We start from the raw sequence: 25,312 nt of genomic DNA, 5'->3' as shown, positions 1-25,312 counted from the left end.
GTGAATGAAAGCTTCAATTTTCAATCTCGGCGAAAGGCAGGGTCGGCTGCACGCCGATGAGCGGTTCTTCAGCAGCGCCAGTCCGATGGTTTTGGCCGTTTTGGTCAATTCCACTAAGCGTCAGCCCGAGCAGGCGGATACCCATTTCCGCGGGCAGTATCTGGTTGAGCAGGGCATGGCCGATGGCGGCGAATTCGGCCTTGCCGGCAATATTTCGGGTGAGGCTCTTGCTACGGGTCAGCGTGCGGAAATCTGCATAGCGGGCCTTCATGACCACTGTCCGGCCCCGCACGCCACTGCTTTCAATCCTTCGCCAGACGATTTCGACAATCTCATCCAGCGCCGCGCGCAATTCCTCATTGCTGCGCTTGTCATTAAAATAGGTAAGCTCGCCGCCCACCGACTTGCGCTCACGCGACGGATTGACGCGTCGGTTGTCGATCCCGCGCGCAGCCTTGAACAGATAGCCGGCAGAGCTGCCGAAATTGCGTTGCAACCATTCCTCGCTCATCGCGCGCAGGTCGGCACCGGTGCGGATGCCCAGCCGCTCCATCTTTTCCGCTGTGCGCGGGCCGACACCGTGGAACCGCCGCACCGGTAAGGTCGCAACGAAGGCTTCGCCCTGTTGAGGCAGGATGATGCACAGCCCATCAGGCTTGTTTTGGTCGCTTGCCAGCTTGGCGATGAATTTGTTGTAACTCACTCCGGCGCTGGCGGTGAGCCCGGTTTCCTCATTTATGGCCGCGCGAATGGCCTTTGCGATTTTCACGGCAGAGCCGATACCCTGCTTGTCTTCGGTCACGTCGAGATAGGCTTCATCGAGCGCGAGCGGCTCGATCAGATCGGTGTGGCGCGCAAATATCTCCCGGATTTGCCGCGAAACCGCGCGGTACACCTCAAACCGGGGTTTCACGAAGATCAGATCGGGGCAGCGTCGCTGCGCGGTGACTGACGGCATTGCAGATTTGACGCCGAAGGCACGGGCTTCATAGCTTGCGGCAGCCACCACCCCACGCTTGGAGGAGCCGCCAACCGCCACGGGCTTTCCGCGCAACTCCGGATTGTCGCGTTGTTCGACCGAGGCATAAAAGGCATCCATATCGACATGGATGATCTTGCGCACAGGCACGACATCATCCGTCATGCCGCCTCCGGCAGGCAGGAAATGCCATCGCAATCCAAATATTCCGCCCCATTGCCCTTCCATAACATTCGAATGTCACCATCGCGACCCGAAAACGGGGCTGGCCATAGCAGCGCGGCTTCCCCATAAGCGGGGCCATGCATTCTCCCCGTAAACATAGAGTTCTTGGCGATCGCGAGTTGATCGTGATGATGGCATCGATCATGGCGCTTAACGCACTGGCCATCGATGCCATGCTGCCCGCCTTCCCCCGCATGGCCGCTGGCCTTGGCGTGGTCGATGCCAATCGCATCCAATATGTGATTACCGCCTATTTGCTGGGTATGGGGGCGGGTTCGCTGCTCCACGGCCCGCTATCCGACCGGTTCGGGCGCCGCCCGATCCTGTTGGCGTCGATTGCTGGCTATATCCTGTGCGCGCTTGCCTGCAGCTTCGCGACCAGTTTTGACATGCTGATAGTGATGCGGGTGGCGCAGGGATTGTGTGGCGCGGCGTTGGGCGTACTGGTCACCTCGATCATCCGCGACCAGTTTGAAGGCGACGCCATGGCGCGGCGCATGTCGACCATTTTCCTGGTCTTCATGGCTGTACCGATTGTCGCGCCGTTGGTTGGTTCAGCCGTTTTGCTGTTTGCCGGATGGCGGTCGATCTTTGATCTTTTCGCGATCATGGCCGTACTGGTGCTGGCCTGGGTAACGCTGCGCCTGCCCGAAACGCTTGATCCGGAAAATGCCATTCCGATTGAACCCCGCGCATTGGGCCGGGCTTGGAAACAGGTCGTCACCAATCGTGCGGCCAATTGCTACATGGTCGCGGGCGGCACGACGCAGGGCGCATTGTTTGGCTATCTCAACAGCTCGCAGCAGATTTTCGACCGGACCTTTGCAGCTCCCGATTTCTTCCCCATCGGCTTTGGCATCATCGCCATAGGGATTGCCTGCGCCAATTTCACCAATGCCCGCATTGTCGAGCGTTTCGGCGCGCGGCGTGTCTCGCAGACGGCGCTCTTTGCCTTTATCACACTGGCTGTCGCACAGGCACTGGCGGCAACCTTTGTTCCGCACTCGATGCCGCTTTTCCTTGCCCTCATCACGCTCAACATGGCGATGATCGGTTTTGTCGGCTCGAACTTCTCGTCCATCGCGATGCAGCCCTTTGGGGCGATTGCCGGGTCGGCGTCATCCTTCCAGAATTTTGTGCGTACGATCTGGGCAGCGTTGATCGGCGCCGTAATCGGCCAGCAGTTCAACGGTGCGGTTACGCCGGTTGCCTTGGGCTTTCTCGGCTGCGGATTGCTGGCGCTGGCGCTGATCCTGTTTGGCGAGCGCGGGCAGCTATTCACCCGCCCGGGAACGACCCGGCACATTCCGCTATAAAAAAAGGGAGGCCGCAGCCTCCCTTTCCTTTTCACTGTTGGTCCGATCAGTTGATCGGCGGAACCGAAGTCGGCGGAACGTCGGGATCGAGTTCGTGTACTTCGATCGAACCGCGGCCAACATGGCTGCGCGAACGGCTGTAGCTGAAGTAGACAACGAGCCCGATTACTGTCCAGCCGAGGAACATCAGTTCGGTGTATCCCGAAAGCTGGAAGAACAGGAAGACGCATCCAGCCGCTGCCAGCGGGCAGATCAGCCACACCATCGGCGTACGGAACGGACGATGGCGGGTCGGATCGGTGCGACGCAAAATCATCACGCCAACTGCGACGGTGAAGAATGCGAACAGCGTACCCGAATTCGAGATGTCAGCCAGCTTGCCCACGGGGAACAAGGCGGCGAACAGCGCGACGAATACACCCGTGCACATGGTCACGACGTGCGGCGTGCCATATTTGGGATGCAGGCGCGAGAACACGTCGGGCAGCAGGCCATCGCGTGCCATCACGAAGAAGATGCGGGTCTGGCCGAACATCATCATCAGGATCACCGATGGCAGTGCGATACCGGCGGCAATCGCCACAAGGTCACCAGCCCAGCCCTGGCCGATTTCGCGAAGCACGAAGGCCAGCGCGTCATCCGACTGCGCGAGCGATCCGCCCGGCTGCGCCCCGATGGTACCAATGGCACCAGCCGCGACGAGCAGGTAGATGATGGTGCAGAAACCCAGCGAGCCGATGAGGCCGATGGGGATGTTCCGCTGCGGGTTGATGGTTTCTTCCGCCGCAGTGGAGACCGCGTCAAACCCGACATAGGCGAAGAATATCGATGCCGCGGCTGCCGCCACACCCACCGTCACCATATTGTTGGTGATGGGATCGATGACTTCCTTGGCAAAGAAGCCATTGGGGCTGAACGGTTCGAAATTGGCCGCGTCGATTGCCGGAAGGGCGAGGACAAGGAACAGCGCCAGCGCCGATACCTTGATCGCAACAAGCACCGCGTTGAAACGCGCGCTTTCCTTGGTGCCCACAATCAGCAAGGCCATGCAGACCAGACCGATCAGCATCGCCGGAATGTTGATCAGGCCCGGATCATCATCGAACGGGCCTTTGACGAAGGTATTGGGGATGGTGATACTGAATATCTCCTCCGCCAGTTTGACCATGTAGCCGGACCAACCGACCGAAACCGCAGAGGCAGCAATGGCATATTCCAGCACCAGCGCCCAACCGACGATCCAGGCGACAATCTCGCCGAAAGTCGCATAGCTGTAAGTATAGGCAGAGCCCGAGACCGGCACCATCGAGGCCAGTTCCGAATAGCAGAGTGCCGCCAGCGCGCAGACCACGGCGGCGATGACAAAGCTGATCATCATCGCGGGACCGGCCTTATTGGCGGCTTCGGCAGTCAAAACGAAAATGCCGGTGCCGATAATGGCACCAATGCCGAGCATGGTTAGCTGCAAGGCTCCAAGCGTACGCGTGAGCGATTTCTTCTCGGCAGTTGCCAAAATCGCATCAAGCGGTTTTACGCGCCCGAAAATCATAAGATTCTCCCCAATATTTATATCTGGGGCCGAACCTAGTGCCTAATTGAGCTTGCGCAACAAAATTTCACCGCAACAGCATGGGACCCAAGGCTTTTCCACCAAAAAGGTGGACGTGCAGGTGCGGAACTTCCTGATGGCTGTTGATCCCTGCATTGGCGAGCAGGCGGTAACCCGGTGCCACCAGACCCTGTTCGCGCGCGACATGGCCAACAGCACGGATAAAACCGGCAATCTCTGCCTCGCTGGCTTTGGCGCTGAAATCATCCCAACTGACATAGGCGCCCTTGGGAATCACAAGGATATGGATCGGCGCCTGCGGGTTGATATCGTGAAAGGCGAGCGCCCATTCATCCTCATACACCGTGCGATTGGGAATTTCCCCGCGCAGGATTTTTGCGAAGATATTCTGGTCGTCATACGGCAAGGTGGCATCAACGGGCACGCTTCATCCTTTCCTGCTGGCTTTTTCCTCTATCCCCGAAACGCCTTCGCGGCGTTCGAGCTCGCTAAGCACATCGTCCATGCTGAGCCCTGCGTCGGCGAGCAAAATGCTGAGATGGAAGAGCAGGTCGGCGGCCTCGCTGGTCAGCTTTTCCGGACCTTCATGCAGCGCGGCGATGATGGTTTCAGTGGCTTCTTCGCCCACTTTTTGCGCAATCTTGGCCGTGCCCTTGGCGAAAAGCGAGGCGACATAGCTTGACGACGGATCCGCGCCCTTGCGCGCCTTGATGACCGCTTCCAACCGTTCGATACGCGGGTCCATCAGCGCCCCCTGCCCTGCAATTTCATGACCATCGGCTTTTCATCCTCGGGGATCAGCCCTTCCAGCACCCGCCAGAAACCGGTGACCGATTCCTGCCCGGCAGCCGCATAGGCCGCGGAGAGCCCGGTGCGCAAGGTTTCGAAAAGCTGCGCCTCAAACGCTAGTCCGCTCTCGGTCAGCCGCAGCAATTTCTGCCGCCGATCCTGTTCGCCCGCGCGGGTTTCGACAAGGCCCTTGGCGGAAAGATCATTGAGCACGCGGCCGAGCGACTGCTTGGTGATCGATAATATCTTCAACAGCGCGTTCACCGGCAAATCGGGCTGGCGCGCAATGAAATAGAGCGCGCGATGGTGCGCCCTGCCAAAGCCATGCTCTACGAGCAGCTCATCGACCGAGCGCGTAAGGCGCGTATAGCCGAAATACAGGAGCTCAACGCCACGCCGCACTTCGTCTTCGCGCAGGAAGAGCGGCGAGGCAGCGGGCGTGAACAGCTCGTTCGAAGAAGATGGGACAGCCATGTTGACGTATCTTGACGCAGCCCATAACTAAGTGCAAGCATTTCCTGAACGCCGCCAATTTCGTAATTTTATTTCAAAATGGATTTCCGCATGTCCCAGTCCGCCCTGCCCAAACTCGAACGGCTTCCGCACCCATCGCCGGTCGCGGATGATGTGCGCGCGGGGCTGATCGCCGATCCGGGCTTCGGGCGGGTTTTCACCGACCATATGGTCACGATCAAATATAGCGAAGGGCAAGGATGGCACAGCGCCACGCTTGGTCCGCGCGGTCCTTTGACGCTCGATCCCGCCACTGCCGTGCTGCACTATGCGCAGGAGATTTTTGAAGGCCTCAAGGCGTATCGCCTTGCCGATGGCAGCATGGCGCTTTTCCGCCCGGATGCGAATGCGCGCCGTTTCAACCAGTCAGCGCGGCGGTTGGCGATGCCCGAATTGCCCGAAAGCCTGTTCATCGATTCGATCAAGGCATTGATCGAGGCTGACAAGGGCTGGTTTCCGCCGGTCGAGGGTGGCTCGATCTATATCCGCCCCTTTATGATCGCGAGCGAGGTATTCCTGGGCGTAAAGCCCTCTTCCGAATATCTGTTCATGATTATCTGTTCGGCGGCGGGCAATTATTTCAAGAGCGGCGCACCCGCGATCAAGATCTGGATTTCGGAAAGCTATACCCGCGCTGCCCCAGGCGGCACGGGCGCGGCGAAATGCGGCGGCAATTATGCGGCCAGCCTGATTGCGCAGCAGGAAGCAACCGCCAATGGCTGCGACCAAGTCGTTTTCCTCGACGCAGCCGAACATCGCTGGGTCGAAGAACTGGGCGGAATGAACATGTTTTTCGTCTTTGATGATGGATCGATCATCACCCCGCCCACCGGTGGAACGATATTGGAAGGCATCACCCGCGCCTCGCTGATCGAACTGGCGCGCGAGGAAGGCCTGACGGTTCGCGAAGAAAATTATGCCATCGATCAATGGCGCGCTGACGCCGAGAGCGGCAAACTGGTCGAAAGCTTTGCCTGCGGCACGGCCGCGGTCGTTACCCCGGTCGGCAGCGTGCATGGCGTGCAAGGCAGCTTCACGATTGGCAGCGGCGGACCCGGCCAGCTTACGCAAAAACTGCGCGCAAAACTGGTCGATATCCAGCGCGGAACCGCGCCTGATCCACATGGTTGGGTCGATCGCATAAATTAAGCGACAGCACGTGTTGCCAAGCGTTTTTAGGACGCTATAAGGCCGCTCTCCCAAGCCCGTGTTGCTTGGTCTGCTGGGGTGTCGCCAAGTGGTAAGGCACCGGTTTTTGGTACCGGCATTCGCAGGTTCGAATCCTGCCACCCCAGCCATTTTCCCGCAAAACTGCGAAACTGGAACGGCACCAGCCTAAATGCGTCCTTATTAATTGCTTGCTATTATATTGTGAGAAATATATTTGCTTGATTCTCATTTCAAGGAGCCAGCCATGAACCATCTCTACACTACGAAAGTGACCGCCGTAGGCGGCCGCAGCGGCAGCATCAAAAGCGAAGACGGCATATTGGACCTGCCGCTTGCCATGCCCAAGGAACTTGGTGGCAAAGGCGGCGCCACCAATCCCGAACAACTTTTCGCCGCCGGCTATGCCGCCTGCTTCGAAAATGCCGTCATCCACGTTTCCCGTGCGATGGTTGACAAGGTGCGCGACAACGATATCGAAGTCACCGGTGAAGTTGGCCTGCTGCCCAATGGCGGCGGCGGTTTCAATCTTGCGGTGACGCTCGATGTCGTGATTGCCGGCCTCGAACAGGCGAAAGCCGAAGTGATTGTGCAGGCGGCACATGCGGTTTGCCCCTATTCGAACGCGATCAAGGGCAATGTCGATGTTGCGCTCAACGTGACAACCAGGTGAGGTACCAAGGTGGCAGCGAAGAAAAAGGACGACAATCCCCTGCTGCTAGACCTGCAGGTCTGCTTCCCACTTTACGCTGCCACCAACCTGCTCAACCGGCTTTATGGGCCGGTGCTGCGCGAGCTGGGGCTCACCTATCCGCAATATCTGGTCATGCTCGTGCTTTGGGAAGAGCAGCCGCAAACTGTGGGCGCATTGGGTGCGCGGCTATATCTCGATAGCGGCACACTTACCCCTCTTCTCAAGCGGATGGAGGCAGCCGGGCTGGTCAGCCGCACCCGCGACCCCGAAGATGAACGCCGCGTGATGATCGCCCTGACCGGCAAGGGAAGCGCGCTACGCGACAAGGCAATGCATGTGCCCGAAACCATTGCGCAGGGGCGTTCACCTGAAGGCGTTGAGGAACTGCGCGAACATGTGCGACAGCTCGTAGCGCTACTCGCAGATCAAGCTGACCGCGGCTGATACAAAACAAATTGCTTAAGCCGCGCAAACTCACTCCGAAATTCTTCCCCGGATATAGGTGATCTTCACATCGTGGAGCAGCTTCAGGTGCGTAATGGCGAGAACAAGCCACACCGATAGCAGGCTGCCATTCATGATCGAAGTAACCAGTCCATCGCGATAGTTGTAAAAGGTCAGGTAGCTCTCAAAAGAGTCTGTCAGCCGCGTCAGGATGACGATGTTCACAATCCCTGCTGCCAGGCCATATTCCAGGCACCGGCTCGACAGATGCTTGTTCTCGTAATCCTGAAAGATGCGCGGCAGCGATATGGTGACTATGTAGAAATAGGCCACAATCTCCACCACGGGAACCATGTACAGGCATAGGACGAACAGGTTCAAACGCTTGTTCTCGCTCGACAACAACATGATGTTGGCCAGCGGGATGACGTAGAGGAATAGCTTGACGAAGAACCAGGCGACGTAAACCAGGTAGAAACTGGACGCGACTGTATTGTCGATAAAAGCATGGATATTCACGAAGCTGTCCTTAGATTTTTTCGCCGTGCAACCAAGAACGGTTACCGGATAAGGTCATGATGGGCTTGAAGTCGCGATAATTGGCCATTTTGACCAGATCGTCCGCAAGCTGATCGAGCACATAGAGTTCACCATCGACATCCACGGTCAGAACAACATGGGCGTTGCGCGACACGAGATCGTTGCCAACGGTGAGGAACATCTTGTCCTCTGGAATTCCCAAGGCTGCAAGCATGGCCATTTTCAGGATCGCCGAATCTTCGCAGTCACCCGCGCCCAGCGCCAGCGATTCAGCCGGCGAGGCCCAATAATCCGGGCGCCCATAAGTGCGAATATCGTCGGCATAGCGCAGCAGCTTGTTTGCCGTTTTTTGGACATTGGAAATCTGGGCAAGCTTGCCCCCGCCGCTGTTCAATGAAGCGAGAACGGCACGCCGACCTGCTGGCATGGGCTTTCGCGCGTTCATCCAGCGATCCGAATATGGAGTATGGGTGATCCGCACTGCACCTGTCCTGAACAGGCTGATCGAGGAATCACCTTCTGGCCTTGGCGCCGGAATAGAGAGGATTACACACAGCAATGCTGCAATGAGCAGGATGACAATCTGGTTTACGGAAGAGACTAGGTTAAGCGCCGCGTCCGATACCATCGTCATGGTGCGCAAGATTGTGCTGCCAAAGCCAGCATCGTCACTTTGGCCATTTTGCACGGCCAGCCACTCCTCATCAGAGATGGGCAAGCCAACAGGCTTCGCAGACGCAACAGCGCCACGCGCGTCGATACTAGAATGCAAACTGGTAGCCACAAAGCCCCCTTGTCAAATTCCGTATCAAATTCGTGCAAAGTGATTTTTGCAGCGAGTTTACGCCCACCGGAAATAATAATTTACATCCATTTACGGTTAGCTAACACCCCTAAAGTGAGAGTATTCGACGTCAAATCGGGGGCATCCGGTAAAAAATTGGTTCCATTTTGGTTGCAATGTAACGCGATCTAACTAGTCGTATATAGGCATTTCGTGCTGCGCAAACATGCCTCCAAAACGGTTGAAAGTGCATTCACACGAAGTCGCAATTTCAAAGCTTTATTGGCGAGAATCCGCACTTTTTGACTCAAAATCAACCTCGAACAGGCAATCCATTTTCTGTAATCGGTTCCATCTTGGAACCAACTGGATATATCGTTAGGTATAGTCGAAAGATAACAAAGGATTGTAAAAGGTGGTAACTATTTCATTGAAACAGTAGCCTCGTTTGTAAATCCGGATTATCTGGAGCGTGTGTGGGCGACGTGACCAGTCAAGTAGCATTCAATGGTTCCGTCGGGGTAGATGGGGTAGTTGTATGCGAATTGCTATTGCTGACGATGAAAGTGATGTTGTCGATTTCCTTAAAAACATAGTTGAAGATATGGGGCACGCAGCCTCTACATTTTCCGATGGCGCGACATTGTCGCAAGCTTTAGTTCGGGAAACCTATGACCTGGTAATCATGGATTGGTCGATGCCCAAGAAAGACGGGATGGCGACCTTGGGCTGGATGCAGACGTCGCTGCAGGAAAAGCCACCGGTAATCATGCTGACCAACCGAACGGCCAAGCGCGATATCAGCGATGCCCTTAATGCCGGGGCCGATGATTATCACTGCGCGGATCAACGCTCTCATCCGGCGTAGCGCCGGCAGCGGGGCGTTCGAAACCAAAGCGGTCTACGGCATTTACGAATTCAACCGCATTGAACAGACCGTTACCGTGGCCGGAAGGACGGTTGCGATGACCGCCAAGGAATTCGAACTGGCGGACCTGTTCTTCCGCAATCGTGACCGTACGCTGTCGCGGAATTACATTATGGAAACCATCTGGCGCACCACCGCGGCGCTGGCAAGGCGAACGCTCGACATGCATATTTCGCGCGTACGTTCAAAGCTGGAACTGCGCCCTGATAACGGTTTTCGCATCTTCACGGTGTTCGGCTACGGATATCGTCTGGAGTCCATCGATAAACGGTAATGGCATGAAGCGTTGGGCCCAAAGCGTTGTCATTCTGGCAATGGCGATGTGCATCGGTGCCCCTGCGATTGCCGCAGACGAGATCTCGTACAAGGTCGTGGCCGGTGATACGCTCACCGGCCTTGGTGGAAAGTATCTCAAGCGGCAGGCCGATTATCGCATCGTCCAAAAACGCAACGGCATCCGCAATCCCAAACGCATCCCGGTTGGGACAATCCTGAAAGTGCCGCGTTCGATTTTGAAGTATGAACCGGCATCGGCGCGGCTTTCTGCCGTTCGCGGCGATGTCATGGCGGTTGTCGATGGCGAAGCCCGCGCTGCGCGAACCGGCCAGACATTATCCGAGGGAAATGCACTCAAAACCTCTGGCGGAGCATTTGCGTCGCTGCAGCTCGACGATGGATCACGCATTTCGGTGCCGTCCAATACCGACATCCGCATCCTCCGCCTGCGTCGCTATCTCCTCGGCTCGGCGCTCGATTATGATTTCCAGGTCGATCGTGGCGGTGCCCGATCGAAGGTAGCCCCGTTGAAATCAGCCAATGACCGTTACCAGGTGCGCACGCCGCGCGCGGTTTCGGCGGTTCGGGGGACGGATTTCCAGACGCGTTTCGATGCCGATAACAATCGCGACTTTGCTGAGGTCGATGAAGGTGGCCTTGCGATAGAGTTGGATAAGGGTGTCACACGAGCATTGCCTGCCGGTAATGGCCTTGCCGTCGCCGCGGATGGCTCGTCCTTCACAGAGGCGCTGCTGCCACCCCTCGACATTGCTGGCGCGGGTAAGTTGCAAAACGGAGCCACGGTCCGCTTTGCCCTTCCCTCGGCAGCTAATGCACGCATAAGCATTGCCAAGGATGCTAGCTTCGAAGAACAGGTTGCAGATCGCATCGCAAGCGATGGCGCGGTTGATTTCGGCAATCTCGACGATGGGAATTATTTCCTGCGTGCGCGCGCCATTGCGCCCAGCGGCATCGAAGGATTACCCGCAACTTATGCTTTCAAGCGCCGTCTGAATTCGGTCAGCGGGTCGGCCGGAGCAGCCGATGAAGGTTGGGTTTTCAAATGGGGCGGTGAAGGCCGGGGCGTCATCCGCTACAATTTCCAGCTCTTCCGCGGTGACATAAAGGGCGTTCCACTGGTTGATGAGACCGGTTTGGAAGCGCAGCAAATCATCCTTTCAGACTTGCCCGATGGTGAATATCATTGGCGGGTCGGATCGGTGCAATATCTCGATGGCGAGGCCAGCGCCAACTGGACGGCTTTTGAAAAGCTGACCGTTGCAGCCAATTGAGCGGCCTACAGTGCGATTGCAAGGTTCATGAACCTACGCCAGCGACTGTTGTTCGAATGGTGCCTGATTTTGCTGATCGGGATTACTACAGTCGCCATAGCGAGCCAATGGCGTTCAACCGAAGCTTTCGACAATCTTGTCTATGACAGGCTTTCGGCACTCTCGCGGCCGCAACCCGACGACAATATCCTGCTCATCAACATCGATGAACCGAGCCTTGAGGCGATCGGAAAATGGCCGTGGGACCGATCGGTTCATGCGCAACTGATCGATAAGCTCGCAGCATCCAAGCCGCGCAGCATCACGCTCGACATATTGCTCAGCGAGAACGGAAGCCCAGCGGGTGACGAAGCGCTAGCGCTATCGATGCGTCGGGCGGACATGGTCTACCTGCCGCTGAATTTCTCGACCCCGGGCAGCGATGGTCGTGCCTTTGATACCGAATTTCCATTGGAGGCATTCGCTGCGGCTGCGCGAGGCGTAGGCCATGTGAACATCAATTTTGACGATGATGGCCTGGTGCGTCATGTGAACCTGTGCTTCGACGGAGGTGGCAGTGCCTGGCCGCACATAGCCGAGCTGGTCTATCGAGGCGAAGGCACAGCATCGCCGGCATTCAAGCGGTTGCAGCATTGCAACGCCCGGCTTTTGCTGCCTTATTCACCGCGCAACAGCCATTCGGAAATTTCTTACGCAGAGGCAATAGCTGGCCAAATACCGGCCGAGTTGGTGCGGGCCCGCGATATCATCATCGGCGCAACTGCAGCGGGCATGGGCGATAATTACGCCGGGCCTTTCGGGGATGGCGGGGTGGTTTCGGGCACTGAAATCATGGCCAATATGATTGGGGCGTTGCGCCGCAACGATTTCATCCAGCCGGCAGGTTCGAAGCCGACTTTGCTCTTCTCGCTGCTGCCGATGCTGCTTCTGATGGCCGGGTTCCTGCGCTGGCAACCCAGAACCGCGTTGGCCGTGTCAATCGGTTGTATCGTGGCTATTTTGGGCGTCAGTGTAGTCGCGCTCACCGCGAACATCTGGCTCGCCCCGGGAGCTGCCCTGTTGGGCGTGGCGCTGGTTTACCCGCTCTGGGGCTGGCGACGCCTGCAGGCCGTCAGCAATTTCATGCAGCAGGAACTGCGGGATCTTGAAACGCAGGGGGAGGTCGTGCCTCTCGCATCTCCACCTGGCAAAAGCGGGGATCTTGTCGGGCGCCAAAGCCTCGCCCTCGGAACCGCAATTGACCAGCTTCGCGACTTGCGCCGTTTTGTCTCGGATTCGCTGGAGCATCTTCCCGATCCCATGATCATTTCCGATCTGGATGGCTTGGTTACGATGGCCAACCATCGGATCGAGGAATATCTGGGCCCGATAGCATCCGGAACCGCACTGTCCCGGCTACTCGACGACATCGTCGCACCGGCACACCGGCGCAGCGTCGAGGATTATCTGCGATGCTTGCAAACCGAATTGGATGCAGAGCAGGATTTCGTCCGGTTCATTTCGCCTGATGGCAGACATTTTGTCATGCGCAGCGCCCCGATTTATAGCGACGCCGGTCCAATGACCGGCCATATCCACTACCTCGCGGATATCAGCGCGCTGGCACAGGCAGAGAATGACCGGGAAGAAGCCCTGCAGCTGCTATCGCATGACATGCGTTCACCCCAGTCGGCGATCATCGCGCTGCTCCCGACGATCAAGGACGATAATGTCCGAAGCAGGATAGAGGGCCATGCCCGCCGCACCATCGCGCTAGCCCAGGATTTCGTCGATGTGGCCCGCATGGGTGAAAGCCCGCTCGATGGCACCGACGTGCTCCTGGTCGATCTGGCGCGCGACATCGCAGATAATCTTTGGCCCTTGGCGCACGAACGGCGCGTGACCATCGAAGTGACCGACGAAAGTGACAGCGCATTCGTCCGCGCAGAGCCTGACAGCCTCGGACGCGCACTTACCAACCTGTTGGACAATGCAGTCAAATTCAGCCCGGATGGCGGCACAATTCACATCAACATTTCGAAGCACCACGACATGGGAGATGCGAATATCGAACTGCAAATCTGTGATGAAGGCCCGGGTATCGATGCGGATCTGTTACCGCGCCTGTTCACCCGCTTCGCAGCGCATTCCGCACCCGATGCGCGGATCAAGAGCAGCGGATTGGGGCTGACCTATGTGAAAGCGGTTGTGCAACGCCATGGCGGCACGGTGGAGGCGCAAAACAGGCCAGAGGGCGGCGCATGTTTCCGCATGCGCCTGCCCGAGGCTGCGGAACCTATTCCAGGCCCTGACGCTTGATCGTGTAGGCACCCTTGGGCTTGGCCAAATCGGCGATCGCTGCCTTTACCAGCTGGGGAACCACATCCACCGCTTGCGCCTTGCAATGATATTCAGAAGCGCTGCCTCGGTATATTTCAGCGCCATCGGCGATGCGGGTTAGCGTCAACGTCAGGCGCATCTCACGATCAGCGCAATTCTGTAGCGGCTTCTTCTGCTTTGCAGGTGCGATTGCCTGCACCTTGTCACCCGATTTGGACAGTACGGCAATCGATGCATCGCGCTCGGCAAAGGCAATGGCAAATTTCAGCGTGGCTTTGTCAGATACCATGAAACCACGATCGGCCAATTGGTGCATCGCGGCGATATGCGCATGCAATAGCAGCTCTGATTGAGGGGCTTCCTCCTGAAGGATATAGACGGGACGATCGACGCCCTGCCCGCTTGATACCACACGTGTTTCCACCGGCCCTGCACAGGCAGAGAGTCCGAGAAACAACAGAATAGGTAAACGCGGCCCCATAAGCCGCGTTTAGCATCAATGGTTTAGCGCGTCAGCAGGAAATAGATGACGTAAAACCAGCTGAAGAAACCGTGGATGATCGCCCACAGCACCGATTTGTGCGCGGTGTAGCTGATGACGATGGCGAGCGCGCTGCCGAAGCCTATGCCGGATTTGACGACATCGCGCTGGATGATGCGGACGCGCTCGCCTGCCATCAGGCGGCCTGCTTCGCACGTTCTGCCAGCTCCTGGTTGAGCATCTCTGCCAGCAGGAAAGCGAGTTCAAGCGATTGCGCCGCATTGAGGCGCGGGTCGCAATGCGTGTGATAGCGGTCGGCCAGCGCCTCATCGGTAATGGCAATCGCGCCGCCCGTGCATTCGGTGACGTTCTGGCCAGTCATTTCGGCATGGATGCCGCCGGCGAAGCTTCCCTCGGCACGGTGCACGGCAAAGAAGCCGCGCACTTCAGCAAGGATGCGTTCGAACGGGCGGGTCTTGTAACCGCTGGCCGATTTGATGACATTGCCGTGCATCGGATCGCATGACCAGATCACCGGATGGCCTTCGCGCTGCACCGCGCGCACCAGCTTGGGCAGGCCCGCCTCGATCTTGTCATGGCCATAACGGGTGATCAGAGTCATGCGGCCAGCGACGCGACCGGGGTTGAGCGTGTCGAGCATGCGTAGCAACGCGTCCGGCTCAAGGCTGGGTCCACATTTCATGCCAATCGGGTTGCCGATACCGCGCAGGAATTCGACATGCGCCGAACCCTCGAAGCGGGTGCGATCGCCAATCCACAGCATATGCGCCGAGGTGTCATACCATTGGCCGGTGAGCGAATCCTGACGGGTCAGCGCCTGCTCATAAGGCAGCAACAGCGCCTCATGGCTGGTGTAGAAACTGGTTCCCTTGATCTGCGGGACAGTCTCTGGCGTGATGCCGCAGGCTTCCATGAAGGCCAGCGCTTCACCGATGCGGTCGGCCACGTCCTTGAACTTCTTTGCCCAGGGCGAACGGCCCATGAAATCGTGGGTCCATGCATGGACTTGATGCAGGTTTGCATAGCCGCCCTGGCTGAATGCGCGCAGCAGGTTCAGCGTTGCGGCTGCCTGGCTGTACGCCTTGACCATGCGTTCGGGATCGGGTTCACGCGATGCCGCCTCAAACGCGATATCGTTGATGATGTCACCACGATAGCTGGGCAGTTCGACATCACCGATCACTTCGGTATCGGCCGATCGCGGCTTTGCGAACTGGCCGGCCATGCGGCCAACCTTCACGACCGGCAATTTGCTGGCAAAAGTCAGCACGACCGCCATTTGCAGGATCACGCGGAAAGTATCGCGGATATTGTTCGGGTGGAATTCGGCAAAGCTTTCGGCACAATCGCCGCCCTGCAACAGGAAGGCCCTGCCCTCTGCCACATCGGCAAGCTCGGACGTCAGGTTGCGCGCCTCACCGGCAAAAACCAGCGGCGGGAAATTGCGCAGCGTTGCCTCGGTTGCTTCCAATGCTGCCTGGTCGCGATAGGTCGGCATCTGCTTCCCATCATGGTTGCGCCAGCTTTCGGGCGTCCATTTCGCCGCCATTATACTTTACTCCACTTAGCCAAATGCGGGCGGCCTTCTAGGCCCGTTCGAGCCGATGGTGCAAGCAAAAGCGCCTTTGCGCGCTTCAAACGCAAGTTTGTTGCTGCGCTGCACAACAATTTACAATCGCCCATTTTGCAAAGCGCGTTAATTCAAAGGTTTCCGGGCGTCCCGCGATGGAACAGCGCCAATTTAGCGCTCCTGATTGTACATCTTTAGGCCTATAGGCGACTCGTGTTTGGGCAATAACTTCTGCAAGAGTCATGCTGTACCAGCCAGTGGACCCTAAAAACGCGCGAGCGAAGCGCCAAAAACCGACGCCAAGGAAACGGCGCTTTCTCGGTTGGCGAGAGGTGTTTCTGGTTGCAGTCGCCTTTTTGCTGCTCGCTTTGTTGCCAAGCTCGGCACAATGGGCCTGGAGCCTGCCTTCGAACGAGCGCAAAATCGATCCATTGGCAAATTCGGCTGAACGACCTGCCGAGAATTTTTCCGGCTCTGCCTTTTACTTCCTCGATCCCGACATGGATGCACCTGCGGCGGAAGCGTTGAAATCGGAAATTGCACAACCTGTAACTGCTACAATCACAACGGACGAGGGCGCCAACGCACTTGGCCCGGCGGCCCAACCCTTTTACCTGAAGCGCGGCACTTCCGAATATGCCCGGGCGCTGCAATGCCTTTCCGACGCAATCTATTATGAAGCAGCGAACGAGCCTGATGCCGGGCAGCGTGCAGTTGCCCAGGTTATCATCAACCGGATGCGACACCCGACCTATCCCAACAGCATTTGCGGGGTGATCTACCAAGGCTCCGAACGGGCAACCGGATGCCAATTCAGCTATAGCTGCGATGGCTCGATGGCACGCACCCCGGCACGTGCTGCTTGGTTGCGTGGCCAGCGCGTGGCGATGGAGGCGCTTTCCGGATCGGTCTATGCGCCCGTTGGCATGGCGACCCATTATCACGCGACCTATGTCTATCCCTATTGGGCCCCCAGCCTTGATTTCGTAGGCACGATCGGCGCGCACCGTTTCTATCGCTGGAAGGGCGCAGCGGGCAGACCGTCGGCATTTTTCCGCAGCCATGCAGGGCGCGAACCCATTCCCGGCCCCAAACCGCGTGTGTGGACAGCCGACAAGCTTCCCGTGCTCGATCCGATCCAGTTGCAGCAGCAATATGAACGCGAATTTGCTGCGATCCGCATGAAGGCGGAGGCTGACGCCATTGCCAAGGCAGGCCTCGCCGGAAATGCAACAGGTGCCGCTGCCTATTCCGCCATTACGCCCTACCGCGCGCTGAGCACGCAGGGCTATGCCGCACCGGATTATTCGGCTGCCGCGCGTTCACGCGGTGGGGATGCCGTTTATGGCGGCGGAAACCTTCCTGGCACCGGCAATGTGAAAAGCGAGTATCAGGCAAGCGGAAGCTGGAAAGCCCAGCCAAGCGGTATCTGAACGCATTCCTATTGGCGAACCCGCAGGATTGCGCGCAACCCGCCTTCGCTGCGATTTTCAAGGATAACATCGCCGCCATGCGCCCGGGCTATGGCGCGTGCTATCGTCAGCCCAAGCCCCGTTCCACCCGATGCGCGGTTGCGCGAATTCTCGGCGCGGGCGAATGGTTCGAATAGCCCTGTAAGCTGATCGGCAGCAACCCCCGGGCCTTCATCTTCAATCGTGATTGCCACAAATGTACCGTCGCAGCGCACGGCAATATCGGCCCTGCCGCCATATTTCAGCGCATTGCCCATCAGGTTGCGCAGCGCGCGCCGAAGCAAGACGGGCCGGACCATCGCCCGGCATTTCTCCGCGCTTTCCGCGACAGCAAGCCGATCGTCCGGACCTAATTCGTCAGCGACCATTTCAACCAGCGCAGACAAGTCGGTGAGCACCGGAGTTTCCGACGATTTACCCAGACGGGCAAGGATCAGGATGTCGTCGAGTATCTGAACCATCTCTTCGACGGTGGTTGCCATTTTGGCGCGTTCGTCTTCATCCTCAACCGATTCAATCCGCACGCGTAGTGACGCAAGTGGTGTTTTCAGGTCGTGCCCGATCGCACCCAGCATCACATCCTTTTCGGTCAGCATGGCGTTGACGCGCTGTTCGGCGGCGTTGAAGCTTTCGATCAGGCTTCGAACATCATCGGGACCGCGCGGTTCGAGCGGCGGTTCATCACTGGCGAGCCCCGCATTCGAAAGCCGGTTGTTCAACTGTTGCAGGGGCTTCGACATCTGCCGGATGACAAGCAAAAGCGGGATGAGGACCCCGATATAAATAAGCAATGTCTCTATGAGCAGCGGCCATTGCGGCAGCATGCCGCGCGTGCGGATCTTCGTGGTCGAGTGCAGCCAGCTGCCATCGGCGAGCTTCAGGCTGAGCAATGCGGCCTCGCCGCGCCGGTATCGTTCGATGATGTCCGAGCGTCGAATGGCGTGCATGTGTCGCGGGCGGGGTTTGAGCTGCTCGGGCAAGTTCCGGATCGGGCCGACCGACAGCCGCACAGCCTGCACCTCTGGATAGACTGACTGCAGATGCATGGCGACGCGCTGCGCCAATTCTTCGGTTGTGGTGAAACCTTCAACAACCAGCGGTGCAGTGGACCGCAAGGTTCGAACCGCAGGCCGTCTTTCCAACGGACGCGATGGTTCTATCGCGCCGAAATCGAGCCGGTTGGCGGTCACGGCGACGATCAGCGACGATGCCTCTACCACTGCCCGGCCCTTCATCGCTTCGTACCGGATGAAGCTGTTGATGCCCTGGACAAGGAAAATGCCCAGCGCCGTCACCAGCATGATCCTGCCGGTCAGTGTTTTCGGAAAGATGCGCAGCCCCCTTGCCATGCTCAGCTTCGCTGCACTTCGACAGAGAAGCGGTAGCCGCCACCCCAGATGGTCTTGATATATTTTGGGTCTTTGGAATCAGGTTCGATCTTGCGCCGCAACCGGCTCACCTGGTTATCAATCGCCCGGTCAAAGGGCCCGGCCACCCGGCCTTTGGTCAGGTCGAGCAACTGATCGCGGTTGAGCACCTGCCCTGCCCGCTCGACCATCGCCTCAAGCAGGCGATACTCGCCCGATGACAAGGGAACGAGCGCGCCGTGCGGATCGAACAGTTGCTGTTCTGCTGTGCGCAATTGCCAGCCATCGAACGACCAAATGGCACCCCCATTGCCGTTTGCAGGCGCGGCTGCCGAGGTGCGCCGCAAGGCAACCTTGATCCGCGCCACGAGTTCGCGCGGGGAAAAGGGTTTTACGACATAATCGTCTGCCCCGATTTCCAACCCCAGTATCCGGTCTGCCTCTTCCGAACGTGCAGTCAGCAGGATGACAGGCGGCCCGCCAACCTCGGCGACATGCCGCGTCAGGCTCAATCCGTCCTCACCCGGCATCATGATATCGAGCAGGACGACGTCGATATCATAACCTTTGAGCGCGTTCCTTGCGCTGGCGGCATTGCCGGCTTCGGTAACGCGATACCCCTGTTTTTCCAGATAGCGCGCGAGCGGATCCCGGATCGACAGTTCATCGTCGACAAGCAAGATATGCGGGCGGGTTTTGGGCATGGGGGATTCTATCGCGCCATCGGGAAAAGGGAAACGGGGCAGCAATCAAGACAGGCGCCCCGCTTGCAAAGGGTTATTGAGCGGGCTGCGCCTTCATATGCGTGCGCATGGCCTTGCGCATGGCAGTATGTTCCTCGGCTGAAATCTTGCCATCCTTGTTGCTGTCCGCCTTGGCAAAATGGGCATCGACCGCAGCCATCATCTCGGCATTGGTGATGGTTTTGTCTCCATTGGCATCCGCCATTTTGAGCATCATCATACCGCCGCCTTTATGGCCGCGACCGCCCTTGTGGCGCGGACCAGCTTCCATCGCATGGCCTTCAGCGCCATGGCCGGCCATGCCTTTATGGCCTTCGCGCATTGCTTCGCGCTTTTCCTTGCGGGCTTCGTGTGCAGCAGTGAATTCAGCTTCGCTGATGCTGCCATTCTTGTCGGTATCCATCGCGGCGAAATGCTCTTTATGCTTCGCTTCGCGATCGGCTGCGTTAATCTGACCGTCCTTGTTGACGTCCATCCTGGCAAAGTGGTTGTTGGCCATGGCAACGGCCTCGGCCTTGCTGACAGCGCCGTCTCCATCGCTGTCGGCCTTGCCCATCGGGCCGGGAGCAGCAAAAGCCACCGCAGTGGCGACCGCGGCCGTGAGCACCGCTCCGCCGCTAATAAGCCATTTCTTGTTCATGAGTTCTGACCTTCATAACATCCATAGAGCCGCTATGGCCGGTTGCCTGTCATTTAGGAAGTATAGGTCGCAGAACTGTGCGAAGCGCCCGCTGATTTGTCGCAAATGGTAACAGCCGCACACGCGGCTTTACGGGGTCGAATTGAGGGGATTCTGGAGCGGGTAACGGGAATCGAACCCGTCTAGCTAGCTTGGAAGGCTAGAGCATTACCACTATGCTATACCCGCCCGGTCCAGTGCCGGCGCTAATGCCATTGCGGCAAGCCTCGGTCAATAGCCATGCAAATGAAAAGCCCCGCAGCGATCGCGCGCTGCGGGGCTTTTCGTGAAATTCAAAACTCAGTGCTTCTTGTCGGCCCAGATGGTGCGGTACGACAGATAGGTGAGCGCAGTGAAGATGATCAGGAAGATCAGAGCAGACCAACCGGCGGTCTTGCGTGCTTCCATCTTCGGTTCTGCAGCCCAGGTCAGGAAGGCCGAAACGTCCTTGGCCATCTGATCCTTGGTTGCCTTGGTGCCATCATCATAGGTGACCTGGTCGTCAGCCGTCAGTGGCGGCGCCATGGCGATGTTGAGGCTGTGGAAATAGGGGTTGTAGTGCAGGCCTACACCCGGACGATTTTCCTTGGGCAATGCTGCCGGAACGGGCGCATAGCCGGTCAACAGCGAGTAGATGTACGGAGCACCACCCTCACGCGCCTTGACGATCAGCGAAAGATCAGGCGGCAAGGCATTGTTGTTCGCAGCACGGGCAGCAACATCGTTCGGATAGGGTGAAGGAATCTTGTCCGAAGCGATTGCCGGACGGGTCGCAGCTTCACCGGTTTCCGGATTGATCGAGGGAACCTCGGTCTTCCAGCCCTTGGCAATAGCCTTGATCTCGTCTTCATTGTAACCAAGAGCCTCGAAGTCGCGGAATGCGACCAGCTTCATGCTGTGACATGCGGCGCAGACTTCCGAATACACCTTGAGACCGCGTTGCAGCTGGGCTTTGTCAAAGCTGCCGAACGGGCCATCATGCGCGAACGACACAGCCTTGGGATATTTGTGGAACTTCGATTCCACCGTCGGCTGGGCCGGTTCGGTGATCATTTCGTAGGTGGTGAAACCTGCCGAAACGATGAGCCAGCCGCTGAAGAACAGGCCGGCGAGAAAAGCGATAAGACGAACCATGATGCTTTCTTTCCCCTGTTAGGCAGCGGCAGGCTGGCCGGTGACAGCTTCGGTAATCGAATTGGGCAGAGCCTCAGTCTTTTCGATACGCGAAACGATCGGCAAAATGATCAGGAAGTGTGCGAAGTAATAGGCACCGGCGAGCTGACCGAGCAGGATCCACTTGCCTTCCGCCGGCTTCACGCCGCAGATTGCAAGGATGATGATGCACGGGATCAGGCCGAACCAGAAAAACTTCTTGAACAGCGGGCGATAGTTGCCCGAACGCACCGGCGAGGTATCCAGCCAAGGCAGGAAGAACAGCAGTGCAATCGAACCGAACATCGCGATCACGCCCAGCAACTTCGCAGGGATGAACAGGAAGTCGACGGTGAAGGCACGCAGGATCGCGTAGAACGGCCAGAAATACCATTCAGGAACGATGTGCGCCGGCGTCGAAAGCGGGTTGGCCGGGATATAGTTATCCGGGTGACCCAGCATGTTCGGAGCGAAGAAGGTTACCAGCGTGAAGAAGATCAGGAACATGCCAAGGCCGAACCCGTCTTTCGCGGTGTAATATGGGTGGAACGGAACCGTGTCGCTCTCGGTCTTCACTTCCACACCGGTCGGGTTTGACGAACCCGGGATGTGCAGTGCCCAAACGTGCAGGATGACAACACCCAGGATCACGAAGGGAAGCAGATAGTGGAGCGAGAAGAAACGGTTGAGCGCAGCCTGATCAGGCGCGAAACCGCCGAGCAGCCACTGGCGAAGCGGCTCACCTACGACCGGAATGGCCGAGAAGAAGCCGGTAATCACCTGCGCACCCCAGAAGCTCATCTGGCCCCAAGGAAGCACGTAGCCCATGAATGCGGTTGCCATCATGAGCAGGAAGATCACGACACCAAGCAACCAGATCATCTCGCGCGGTGCCTTGTAGGAACCGAAGTACAACCCGCGGAAGATGTGGATGTAGACGACGATGAAGAAGAAGCTTGCGCCATTCATGTGCGCATAGCGGAGGAACCAGCCGCCATTCACGTCGCGCATGATGTGCTCGACGCTGTTGAACGCGCCATCGACGCTTGCATAATAATGCATGGCAAGGATGATGCCGGTGATGATCTGGATAACCAGTGCAACGCCCGCAAGGACGCCGAAGTTCCAGAAATAATTGAGGTTGCGCGGAACCGGATATCCACCGCCAATGGCGTTGTAAACGAAGCGGGGGAGCGGAAGACGCTCGTCAACCCACTGCATCACCGGATGCTGCGGCTTATACTCGTTGGCCCAAGGGAAGCTCATGTCTTTCTAGCTCCTCAACCGATTTTCACGACAGTGTCGGAAATGAATGCAAATTCCGGAACCTCGAGGTTCAGCGGAGCCGGACCTTTGCGGATACGACCGGCGGTATCATAGTGCGAACCGTGGCAGGGGCAGAAATAGCCCCCAAATTCGCCCTTCACTTCACCGGCAGCAGCGCCCAGCGGGACGCAACCGAGGTGGGTACAAACGCCAAGCGTGACGAGCCAGTTTTCCTTGCCCGGCTTGGTGCGTTCGGCGAGCGTCTGCGGATCGCGCAGCGAACCGATGGCCACCTTGTTGGCTTCAGCAACTTCGGCCGGCGTCAGGTTGCGGACGAAAACCGGCTGCTTGCGCCAGCTGGTTTTGATCGCCTGCCCCGGCTCGATCGCCGAAACGTCGACTTCGATTGACGCCAGCGCGCGCACATCGGCGCTCGGGTTCATCTGGTTGACGAGCGGCAGTGCAACTGCAGCGGCACCTACGCCCGCCCAGCTAACTGCAGCAATATGAATGAAATCCCGGCGACGAACGCCTTCTTCACCCAGCGTTTCCACCTTGCTTGTTTCTGTCATGCTTTCCGCCTGTTCGACCGTAGCCATGTTTAGCCCTTATAATCCGCACTTTTGCCTGTCCAGCGATGCGGCAATCCCCCGTAACTTTTTCTGTTATTGCACAGCAGGCAGGGTGCTGCCTGTTATGATTCCGCGGCCTCATAGACGCGTTGCGCACGATTTGCCAACCGGGAAATTGGCCAATATGTGACATTGAACTGTGCATAAGTTGCAAAAAACGGAATCGGCCTTGAAAATCGCACTCTACCAACCGGATATCGCTGGCAATGTCGGCACGATTTTGCGCCTCGGCGCGTGCCTTGGCGTGGCATGCGATATCATAGAGCCTTGCGGCTTCCCATTCTCCGACAAAGCATTGAAACGGGCGGGGATGGATTATGCCGAAGCGGTTGAAATCCAACGCATTGCCGACTGGCAAAGCTTCCACGCAAAAGCCAAGGCCGAAGGTCGGCGGATTGCGCTGCTTTCCAGCAAAGGGGCGACCTCGCTCTATGAAACCCAGTTTGAGAGCGATGATATCCTGCTCTTTGGCTCTGAAAGTGCGGGCGTGCCTGACGATGTCCATGCGGCATGCGATCTGCGCATCCGGATTCCGATGCAGCCGGGATTTCGCTCCTTGAATGTTGCCGTTTCGGCTGGCATCGCACTTTCCGAAGCCCTGCGCCAAACGGGGCAATTGCCTTTGGAGAAAACCCGATGACGTTGACGCTCGACGTCCAGCAAGCCGCAGCCCGCGAATGGTTCGAAGCACTTCGTGACCGTATCTGCGCCGAATTCGAAGCGATCGAGCGCGAGGCTGGTTCGGATGCTTCATTCGATTATCTCGCTTGGGACCGGACTGACCATGATGGCTCGCCCGGCGGCGGCGGGGTGCGCGGGGTGATGAAAGGTAAGGTATTCGAAAAGGTCGGGGTCAACGTCTCGACCGTTGGCGGCGCATTCAACCCCGATTTTGCGCAAACGATTCATGGCGCGGCCGAAGACCCCAGTTTCTTTGCCACCGGAATCAGCCTTGTCGCGCACATGGCGAATCCGCATGTTCCCGCCGTGCACATGAACACACGTTTCCTCGCCACTACCAAACGTTGGTTCGGCGGCGGCGCTGACCTCAATCCGCCCATTGTTTATGATGAGGATACCGAGGAATTTCACGCCCGGCTGCGCGCAGCCTGCGCGCCATATGGCCCCGACGTATACGAACGCTACAAAAAATGGGCCGATGATTATTTCTGGATCCCCCACCGTCAGGTGCATCGCGGGGTGGGCGGGATTTTCTATGACCATCTCGAATGCGAAAATGACACGATGTTCGATCGCAATTTCGCCTTCACCCGTGATGTGGGCGAGGCATTTCTCGACATCTTTCCCAAGATCGTGCGCAAGCGGATGGGCATGGAATATAGCGAAACCGAAAAGCAGGCGCAGCGCATCTGGCGCGGGCGCTACGCCGAGTTTAACCTCGTCTATGACCGCGGCACCACTTTTGGCCTCAAGACCGGCGGCAATGTCGATGCCATATTGATGAGCCTGCCGCCCGAGGTGGTTTGGGAATAAGTCTTGGCCTACTCCCCAATTCCAGACGGCCATATCGCCGCTGTAGTCACCTCGCTCGAAATGACCGAGCGGCCGCCCCTGCGCCCAATGCCAGCGGGCGAGTTGCGGCTGGAGAGGTGGGAGGCGCCTGCCCTCGAAAAATACCGCTTGCTCTATCGCCGTGTCGGCGAGCCGTGGCTTTGGTTTTCGCGGTTGGTGATGCCTGATGATGAACTGGCGGCGATCATCCATCATCCCGATGTTATGATCTGGGCGGTCAGCGACCGGCGCGGGATCGAGGTCGGCATATTGGAACTCGATTTTCGCGAAGCGGGGCAATGCGAACTTGCCTTTTTCGGGCTGATCCCCGCGCTCAACGGCAAGGGTCATGGCCGCTGGCTGATGGCGATGGCGTTGCAGGCGGCGTGGGCACGCAAAGGCGTGGAGCGGCTTTGGGTCCACACCTGCACGCTCGATGCCCCCGGTGCTTTGGGCTTTTACATCAAGAGCGGATTCCGGCCCTACCAGCGACAACTCGAAACTTTCCCCGACCCGCGCCTGACCGGTCACTTGCCGCGCGAGGCCGCACCGCAAATTCCGATTATTGAATAGGAACAGGC

General features: G+C 58.0%; 28 protein-coding genes and 2 tRNA genes. 13 read left to right on the top strand and 17 right to left on the bottom strand.

The window, feature by feature from the left end:
- Window positions 1-13: 13 nt before the first annotated feature.
- Window positions 14-1,144, bottom strand: a complete 1,131-nt coding sequence (dinB, locus tag ACFSAG_RS00635) for a DNA polymerase IV (protein ID WP_381510553.1) — start codon at window positions 1,142-1,144, stop codon at window positions 14-16.
- Window positions 1,145-1,281: 137 nt separating this feature from the next.
- Between dinB and ACFSAG_RS00630 the strand changes: the two genes are divergently transcribed.
- Window positions 1,282-2,520 (top strand): multidrug effflux MFS transporter, encoded by a 1,239-nt coding sequence (locus tag ACFSAG_RS00630; RefSeq protein WP_374614448.1) that lies wholly within the window; start codon window positions 1,282-1,284, stop codon window positions 2,518-2,520.
- Window positions 2,521-2,566: 46 nt separating this feature from the next.
- On the opposite strand, the gene ACFSAG_RS00625 is transcribed toward ACFSAG_RS00630, so the two are convergent.
- The 4 genes from ACFSAG_RS00625 to ACFSAG_RS00610 all read right to left on the bottom strand — a co-directional run bounded on the left by ACFSAG_RS00625 (window position 2,567) and on the right by ACFSAG_RS00610 (window position 5,353).
- A complete protein-coding gene (locus ACFSAG_RS00625; RefSeq protein WP_374614445.1) occupies window positions 2,567-4,069 on the bottom strand; it encodes an amino acid permease in 1,503 nt (500 codons plus the stop codon).
- A 67-nt stretch (window positions 4,070-4,136) separates the two neighbouring features.
- Window positions 4,137-4,514, bottom strand: coding sequence for a histidine triad nucleotide-binding protein (locus ACFSAG_RS00620; RefSeq protein WP_381510550.1), 378 nt, complete (start codon window positions 4,512-4,514; stop codon window positions 4,137-4,139).
- Between the two features lie 3 nt (window positions 4,515-4,517).
- On the bottom strand, window positions 4,518-4,835 hold the full coding sequence (locus tag ACFSAG_RS00615) for a phosphoribosyl-ATP diphosphatase (RefSeq protein ID WP_381510548.1): 318 nt from the start codon (window positions 4,833-4,835) through the stop codon (window positions 4,518-4,520).
- On the bottom strand, window positions 4,835-5,353 hold the full coding sequence (locus ACFSAG_RS00610) for a MarR family winged helix-turn-helix transcriptional regulator (protein WP_381510546.1): 519 nt from the start codon (window positions 5,351-5,353) through the stop codon (window positions 4,835-4,837). The genes ACFSAG_RS00615 and ACFSAG_RS00610 overlap by 1 nt, the downstream gene beginning before the upstream one ends.
- A gap of 90 nt (window positions 5,354-5,443) precedes the next feature.
- Between ACFSAG_RS00610 and ACFSAG_RS00605 the strand changes: the two genes are divergently transcribed.
- The 4 genes from ACFSAG_RS00605 to ACFSAG_RS00590 all read left to right on the top strand — a co-directional run bounded on the left by ACFSAG_RS00605 (window position 5,444) and on the right by ACFSAG_RS00590 (window position 7,697).
- On the top strand, window positions 5,444-6,541 hold the full coding sequence (locus tag ACFSAG_RS00605; protein WP_374614437.1) for a branched-chain amino acid aminotransferase: 1,098 nt from the start codon (window positions 5,444-5,446) through the stop codon (window positions 6,539-6,541).
- Window positions 6,542-6,615: 74 nt separating this feature from the next.
- Window positions 6,616-6,690: transfer RNA gene (locus ACFSAG_RS00600), tRNA-Gln, on the top strand.
- A 116-nt stretch (window positions 6,691-6,806) separates the two neighbouring features.
- Window positions 6,807-7,232 carry an organic hydroperoxide resistance protein gene (locus tag ACFSAG_RS00595; protein ID WP_381510544.1) on the top strand — a complete coding sequence of 142 codons (426 nt, stop codon included), beginning with the start codon at window positions 6,807-6,809 and terminating at the stop codon, window positions 7,230-7,232.
- 9 nt (window positions 7,233-7,241) lie between these two features.
- On the top strand, window positions 7,242-7,697 hold the full coding sequence (locus tag ACFSAG_RS00590) for a MarR family winged helix-turn-helix transcriptional regulator (protein ID WP_374614432.1): 456 nt from the start codon (window positions 7,242-7,244) through the stop codon (window positions 7,695-7,697).
- Between the two features lie 30 nt (window positions 7,698-7,727).
- On the opposite strand, the gene ACFSAG_RS00585 is transcribed toward ACFSAG_RS00590, so the two are convergent.
- Both ACFSAG_RS00585 and ACFSAG_RS00580 read right to left on the bottom strand, forming a co-directional pair.
- Complete coding sequence (locus tag ACFSAG_RS00585) at window positions 7,728-8,216, bottom strand: hypothetical protein (RefSeq protein WP_374614430.1); 489 nt, start codon at window positions 8,214-8,216, stop codon at window positions 7,728-7,730.
- A 10-nt stretch (window positions 8,217-8,226) separates the two neighbouring features.
- Window positions 8,227-9,021 (bottom strand): transglutaminase-like cysteine peptidase, encoded by a 795-nt coding sequence (locus ACFSAG_RS00580; RefSeq protein WP_381510542.1) that lies wholly within the window; start codon window positions 9,019-9,021, stop codon window positions 8,227-8,229.
- A 538-nt stretch (window positions 9,022-9,559) separates the two neighbouring features.
- On the opposite strand from ACFSAG_RS00580, the gene ACFSAG_RS00575 reads away from it, so the two are divergent.
- From ACFSAG_RS00575 to ACFSAG_RS00560, 4 genes are read left to right on the top strand one after another with little or no spacing between them, the layout of a single operon-like run.
- Window positions 9,560-9,889 carry a response regulator transcription factor gene (locus tag ACFSAG_RS00575; RefSeq protein WP_381510540.1) on the top strand — a complete coding sequence of 110 codons (330 nt, stop codon included), beginning with the start codon at window positions 9,560-9,562 and terminating at the stop codon, window positions 9,887-9,889.
- Window positions 9,849-10,223, top strand: a complete 375-nt coding sequence (locus ACFSAG_RS00570) for a winged helix-turn-helix domain-containing protein (protein WP_381510538.1) — start codon at window positions 9,849-9,851, stop codon at window positions 10,221-10,223. Before ACFSAG_RS00575 ends, ACFSAG_RS00570 begins: the two co-directional genes overlap by 41 nt.
- 4 nt (window positions 10,224-10,227) lie before the next feature.
- Window positions 10,228-11,517 carry a FecR family protein gene (locus tag ACFSAG_RS00565; RefSeq protein ID WP_381510536.1) on the top strand — a complete coding sequence of 430 codons (1,290 nt, stop codon included), beginning with the start codon at window positions 10,228-10,230 and terminating at the stop codon, window positions 11,515-11,517.
- Window positions 11,518-11,544: 27 nt separating this feature from the next.
- Entirely contained in the window at window positions 11,545-13,815 is a 2,271-nt protein-coding gene (locus tag ACFSAG_RS00560) for a CHASE2 domain-containing protein (protein WP_381510534.1), read from the top strand.
- On the opposite strand, the gene ACFSAG_RS00555 is transcribed toward ACFSAG_RS00560, so the two are convergent.
- The 3 genes from ACFSAG_RS00555 to ACFSAG_RS00545 are packed head-to-tail and all read right to left on the bottom strand — an operon-like array spanning window position 13,793 to window position 15,887.
- A complete protein-coding gene (locus ACFSAG_RS00555) occupies window positions 13,793-14,317 on the bottom strand; it encodes a hypothetical protein (RefSeq protein WP_381510532.1) in 525 nt (174 codons plus the stop codon). The genes ACFSAG_RS00560 and ACFSAG_RS00555 overlap by 23 nt on opposite strands.
- 23 nt (window positions 14,318-14,340) lie before the next feature.
- Window positions 14,341-14,514, bottom strand: a complete 174-nt coding sequence (locus ACFSAG_RS00550; RefSeq protein ID WP_381510531.1) for a hypothetical protein — start codon at window positions 14,512-14,514, stop codon at window positions 14,341-14,343.
- A complete protein-coding gene (locus tag ACFSAG_RS00545; protein WP_374614416.1) occupies window positions 14,514-15,887 on the bottom strand; it encodes a class II 3-deoxy-7-phosphoheptulonate synthase in 1,374 nt (457 codons plus the stop codon). The genes ACFSAG_RS00550 and ACFSAG_RS00545 overlap by 1 nt, the downstream gene beginning before the upstream one ends.
- Window positions 15,888-16,240: 353 nt before the next feature.
- Here ACFSAG_RS00545 and ACFSAG_RS00540 point away from each other — a divergent pair, with 353 nt between their 5' ends.
- On the top strand, window positions 16,241-17,341 hold the full coding sequence (locus ACFSAG_RS00540) for a cell wall hydrolase (RefSeq protein WP_381510529.1): 1,101 nt from the start codon (window positions 16,241-16,243) through the stop codon (window positions 17,339-17,341).
- An 8-nt stretch (window positions 17,342-17,349) separates the two neighbouring features.
- Here the strand turns inward: ACFSAG_RS00540 and ACFSAG_RS00535 are convergent, their stop codons facing one another.
- The 7 genes from ACFSAG_RS00535 to petA all read right to left on the bottom strand — a co-directional run bounded on the left by ACFSAG_RS00535 (window position 17,350) and on the right by petA (window position 23,186).
- Window positions 17,350-18,729: a sensor histidine kinase gene (locus ACFSAG_RS00535; RefSeq protein ID WP_381510527.1), complete on the bottom strand. Its 1,380-nt coding sequence runs from the start codon at window positions 18,727-18,729 to the stop codon at window positions 17,350-17,352.
- A gap of 2 nt (window positions 18,730-18,731) precedes the next feature.
- Window positions 18,732-19,451 (bottom strand): response regulator, encoded by a 720-nt coding sequence (locus ACFSAG_RS00530; protein WP_381510525.1) that lies wholly within the window; start codon window positions 19,449-19,451, stop codon window positions 18,732-18,734.
- 73 nt (window positions 19,452-19,524) lie between these two features.
- Entirely contained in the window at window positions 19,525-20,130 is a 606-nt protein-coding gene (locus ACFSAG_RS00525; RefSeq protein WP_381510523.1) for a calcium-binding protein, read from the bottom strand.
- Window positions 20,131-20,284: 154 nt separating this feature from the next.
- Window positions 20,285-20,358 (bottom strand) — tRNA-Gly (locus ACFSAG_RS00520).
- Between the two features lie 111 nt (window positions 20,359-20,469).
- Window positions 20,470-21,303, bottom strand: coding sequence for a cytochrome c1 (locus ACFSAG_RS00515; protein WP_374614406.1), 834 nt, complete (start codon window positions 21,301-21,303; stop codon window positions 20,470-20,472).
- Between the two features lie 18 nt (window positions 21,304-21,321).
- A complete protein-coding gene (locus tag ACFSAG_RS00510) occupies window positions 21,322-22,587 on the bottom strand; it encodes a cytochrome b (RefSeq protein ID WP_374614404.1) in 1,266 nt (421 codons plus the stop codon).
- 14 nt (window positions 22,588-22,601) lie between these two features.
- Window positions 22,602-23,186 (bottom strand): ubiquinol-cytochrome c reductase iron-sulfur subunit, encoded by a 585-nt coding sequence (gene petA, locus ACFSAG_RS00505; protein ID WP_374614402.1) that lies wholly within the window; start codon window positions 23,184-23,186, stop codon window positions 22,602-22,604.
- Between the two features lie 202 nt (window positions 23,187-23,388).
- Here petA and ACFSAG_RS00500 point away from each other — a divergent pair, with 202 nt between their 5' ends.
- The 3 genes from ACFSAG_RS00500 to ACFSAG_RS00490 are packed head-to-tail and all read left to right on the top strand — an operon-like array spanning window position 23,389 to window position 25,304.
- Entirely contained in the window at window positions 23,389-23,859 is a 471-nt protein-coding gene (locus ACFSAG_RS00500; protein WP_374614400.1) for a tRNA (cytidine(34)-2'-O)-methyltransferase, read from the top strand.
- Window positions 23,856-24,713 (top strand): oxygen-dependent coproporphyrinogen oxidase, encoded by an 858-nt coding sequence (gene hemF / locus ACFSAG_RS00495; protein WP_374614398.1) that lies wholly within the window; start codon window positions 23,856-23,858, stop codon window positions 24,711-24,713. Before ACFSAG_RS00500 ends, hemF begins: the two co-directional genes overlap by 4 nt.
- Window positions 24,714-24,716: 3 nt before the next feature.
- The gene (locus ACFSAG_RS00490) at window positions 24,717-25,304 is read left to right on the top strand and encodes a GNAT family N-acetyltransferase (protein ID WP_374614396.1); all 588 of its coding nucleotides are present in this window, start codon (window positions 24,717-24,719) and stop codon (window positions 25,302-25,304) included.
- Window positions 25,305-25,312 lie beyond the last annotated feature (8 nt).

This window comes from Sphingorhabdus buctiana, assembly GCF_042680825.1.
Taxonomy (GTDB): Bacteria; Pseudomonadota; Alphaproteobacteria; order Sphingomonadales; family Sphingomonadaceae; genus Sphingorhabdus_B; species Sphingorhabdus_B buctiana.
Note: the sequence above shows the minus strand (reverse complement) of the source record. Positions and strands in the feature narration are given on the sequence as shown.

Coding starts and splice junctions, on each gene's coding strand:
- dinB (WP_381510553.1), bottom strand. CDS start 1,144: ATGACGGATGATGTCGTGCCTGTGCGCAAGATCATCCATGTCGATATG.
- ACFSAG_RS00630 (WP_374614448.1), top strand. CDS start 1,282: ATGCATTCTCCCCGTAAACATAGAGTTCTTGGCGATCGCGAGTTGATC.
- ACFSAG_RS00625 (WP_374614445.1), bottom strand. CDS start 4,069: ATGATTTTCGGGCGCGTAAAACCGCTTGATGCGATTTTGGCAACTGCC.
- ACFSAG_RS00615 (WP_381510548.1), bottom strand. CDS start 4,835: ATGGACCCGCGTATCGAACGGTTGGAAGCGGTCATCAAGGCGCGCAAG.
- ACFSAG_RS00610 (WP_381510546.1), bottom strand. CDS start 5,353: ATGGCTGTCCCATCTTCTTCGAACGAGCTGTTCACGCCCGCTGCCTCG.
- ACFSAG_RS00605 (WP_374614437.1), top strand. CDS start 5,444: ATGTCCCAGTCCGCCCTGCCCAAACTCGAACGGCTTCCGCACCCATCG.
- ACFSAG_RS00595 (WP_381510544.1), top strand. CDS start 6,807: ATGAACCATCTCTACACTACGAAAGTGACCGCCGTAGGCGGCCGCAGC.
- ACFSAG_RS00575 (WP_381510540.1), top strand. CDS start 9,560: ATGCGAATTGCTATTGCTGACGATGAAAGTGATGTTGTCGATTTCCTT.
- ACFSAG_RS00570 (WP_381510538.1), top strand. CDS start 9,849: ATGATTATCACTGCGCGGATCAACGCTCTCATCCGGCGTAGCGCCGGC.
- ACFSAG_RS00565 (WP_381510536.1), top strand. CDS start 10,228: ATGAAGCGTTGGGCCCAAAGCGTTGTCATTCTGGCAATGGCGATGTGC.
- ACFSAG_RS00560 (WP_381510534.1), top strand. CDS start 11,545: ATGAACCTACGCCAGCGACTGTTGTTCGAATGGTGCCTGATTTTGCTG.
- ACFSAG_RS00555 (WP_381510532.1), bottom strand. CDS start 14,317: ATGGGGCCGCGTTTACCTATTCTGTTGTTTCTCGGACTCTCTGCCTGT.
- ACFSAG_RS00550 (WP_381510531.1), bottom strand. CDS start 14,514: ATGGCAGGCGAGCGCGTCCGCATCATCCAGCGCGATGTCGTCAAATCC.
- ACFSAG_RS00545 (WP_374614416.1), bottom strand. CDS start 15,887: ATGGCGGCGAAATGGACGCCCGAAAGCTGGCGCAACCATGATGGGAAG.
- ACFSAG_RS00535 (WP_381510527.1), bottom strand. CDS start 18,729: ATGGCAAGGGGGCTGCGCATCTTTCCGAAAACACTGACCGGCAGGATC.
- ACFSAG_RS00530 (WP_381510525.1), bottom strand. CDS start 19,451: ATGCCCAAAACCCGCCCGCATATCTTGCTTGTCGACGATGAACTGTCG.
- ACFSAG_RS00525 (WP_381510523.1), bottom strand. CDS start 20,130: ATGAACAAGAAATGGCTTATTAGCGGCGGAGCGGTGCTCACGGCCGCG.
- ACFSAG_RS00515 (WP_374614406.1), bottom strand. CDS start 21,303: ATGGTTCGTCTTATCGCTTTTCTCGCCGGCCTGTTCTTCAGCGGCTGG.
- ACFSAG_RS00510 (WP_374614404.1), bottom strand. CDS start 22,587: ATGAGCTTCCCTTGGGCCAACGAGTATAAGCCGCAGCATCCGGTGATG.
- petA (WP_374614402.1), bottom strand. CDS start 23,186: ATGGCTACGGTCGAACAGGCGGAAAGCATGACAGAAACAAGCAAGGTG.
- hemF (WP_374614398.1), top strand. CDS start 23,856: ATGACGTTGACGCTCGACGTCCAGCAAGCCGCAGCCCGCGAATGGTTC.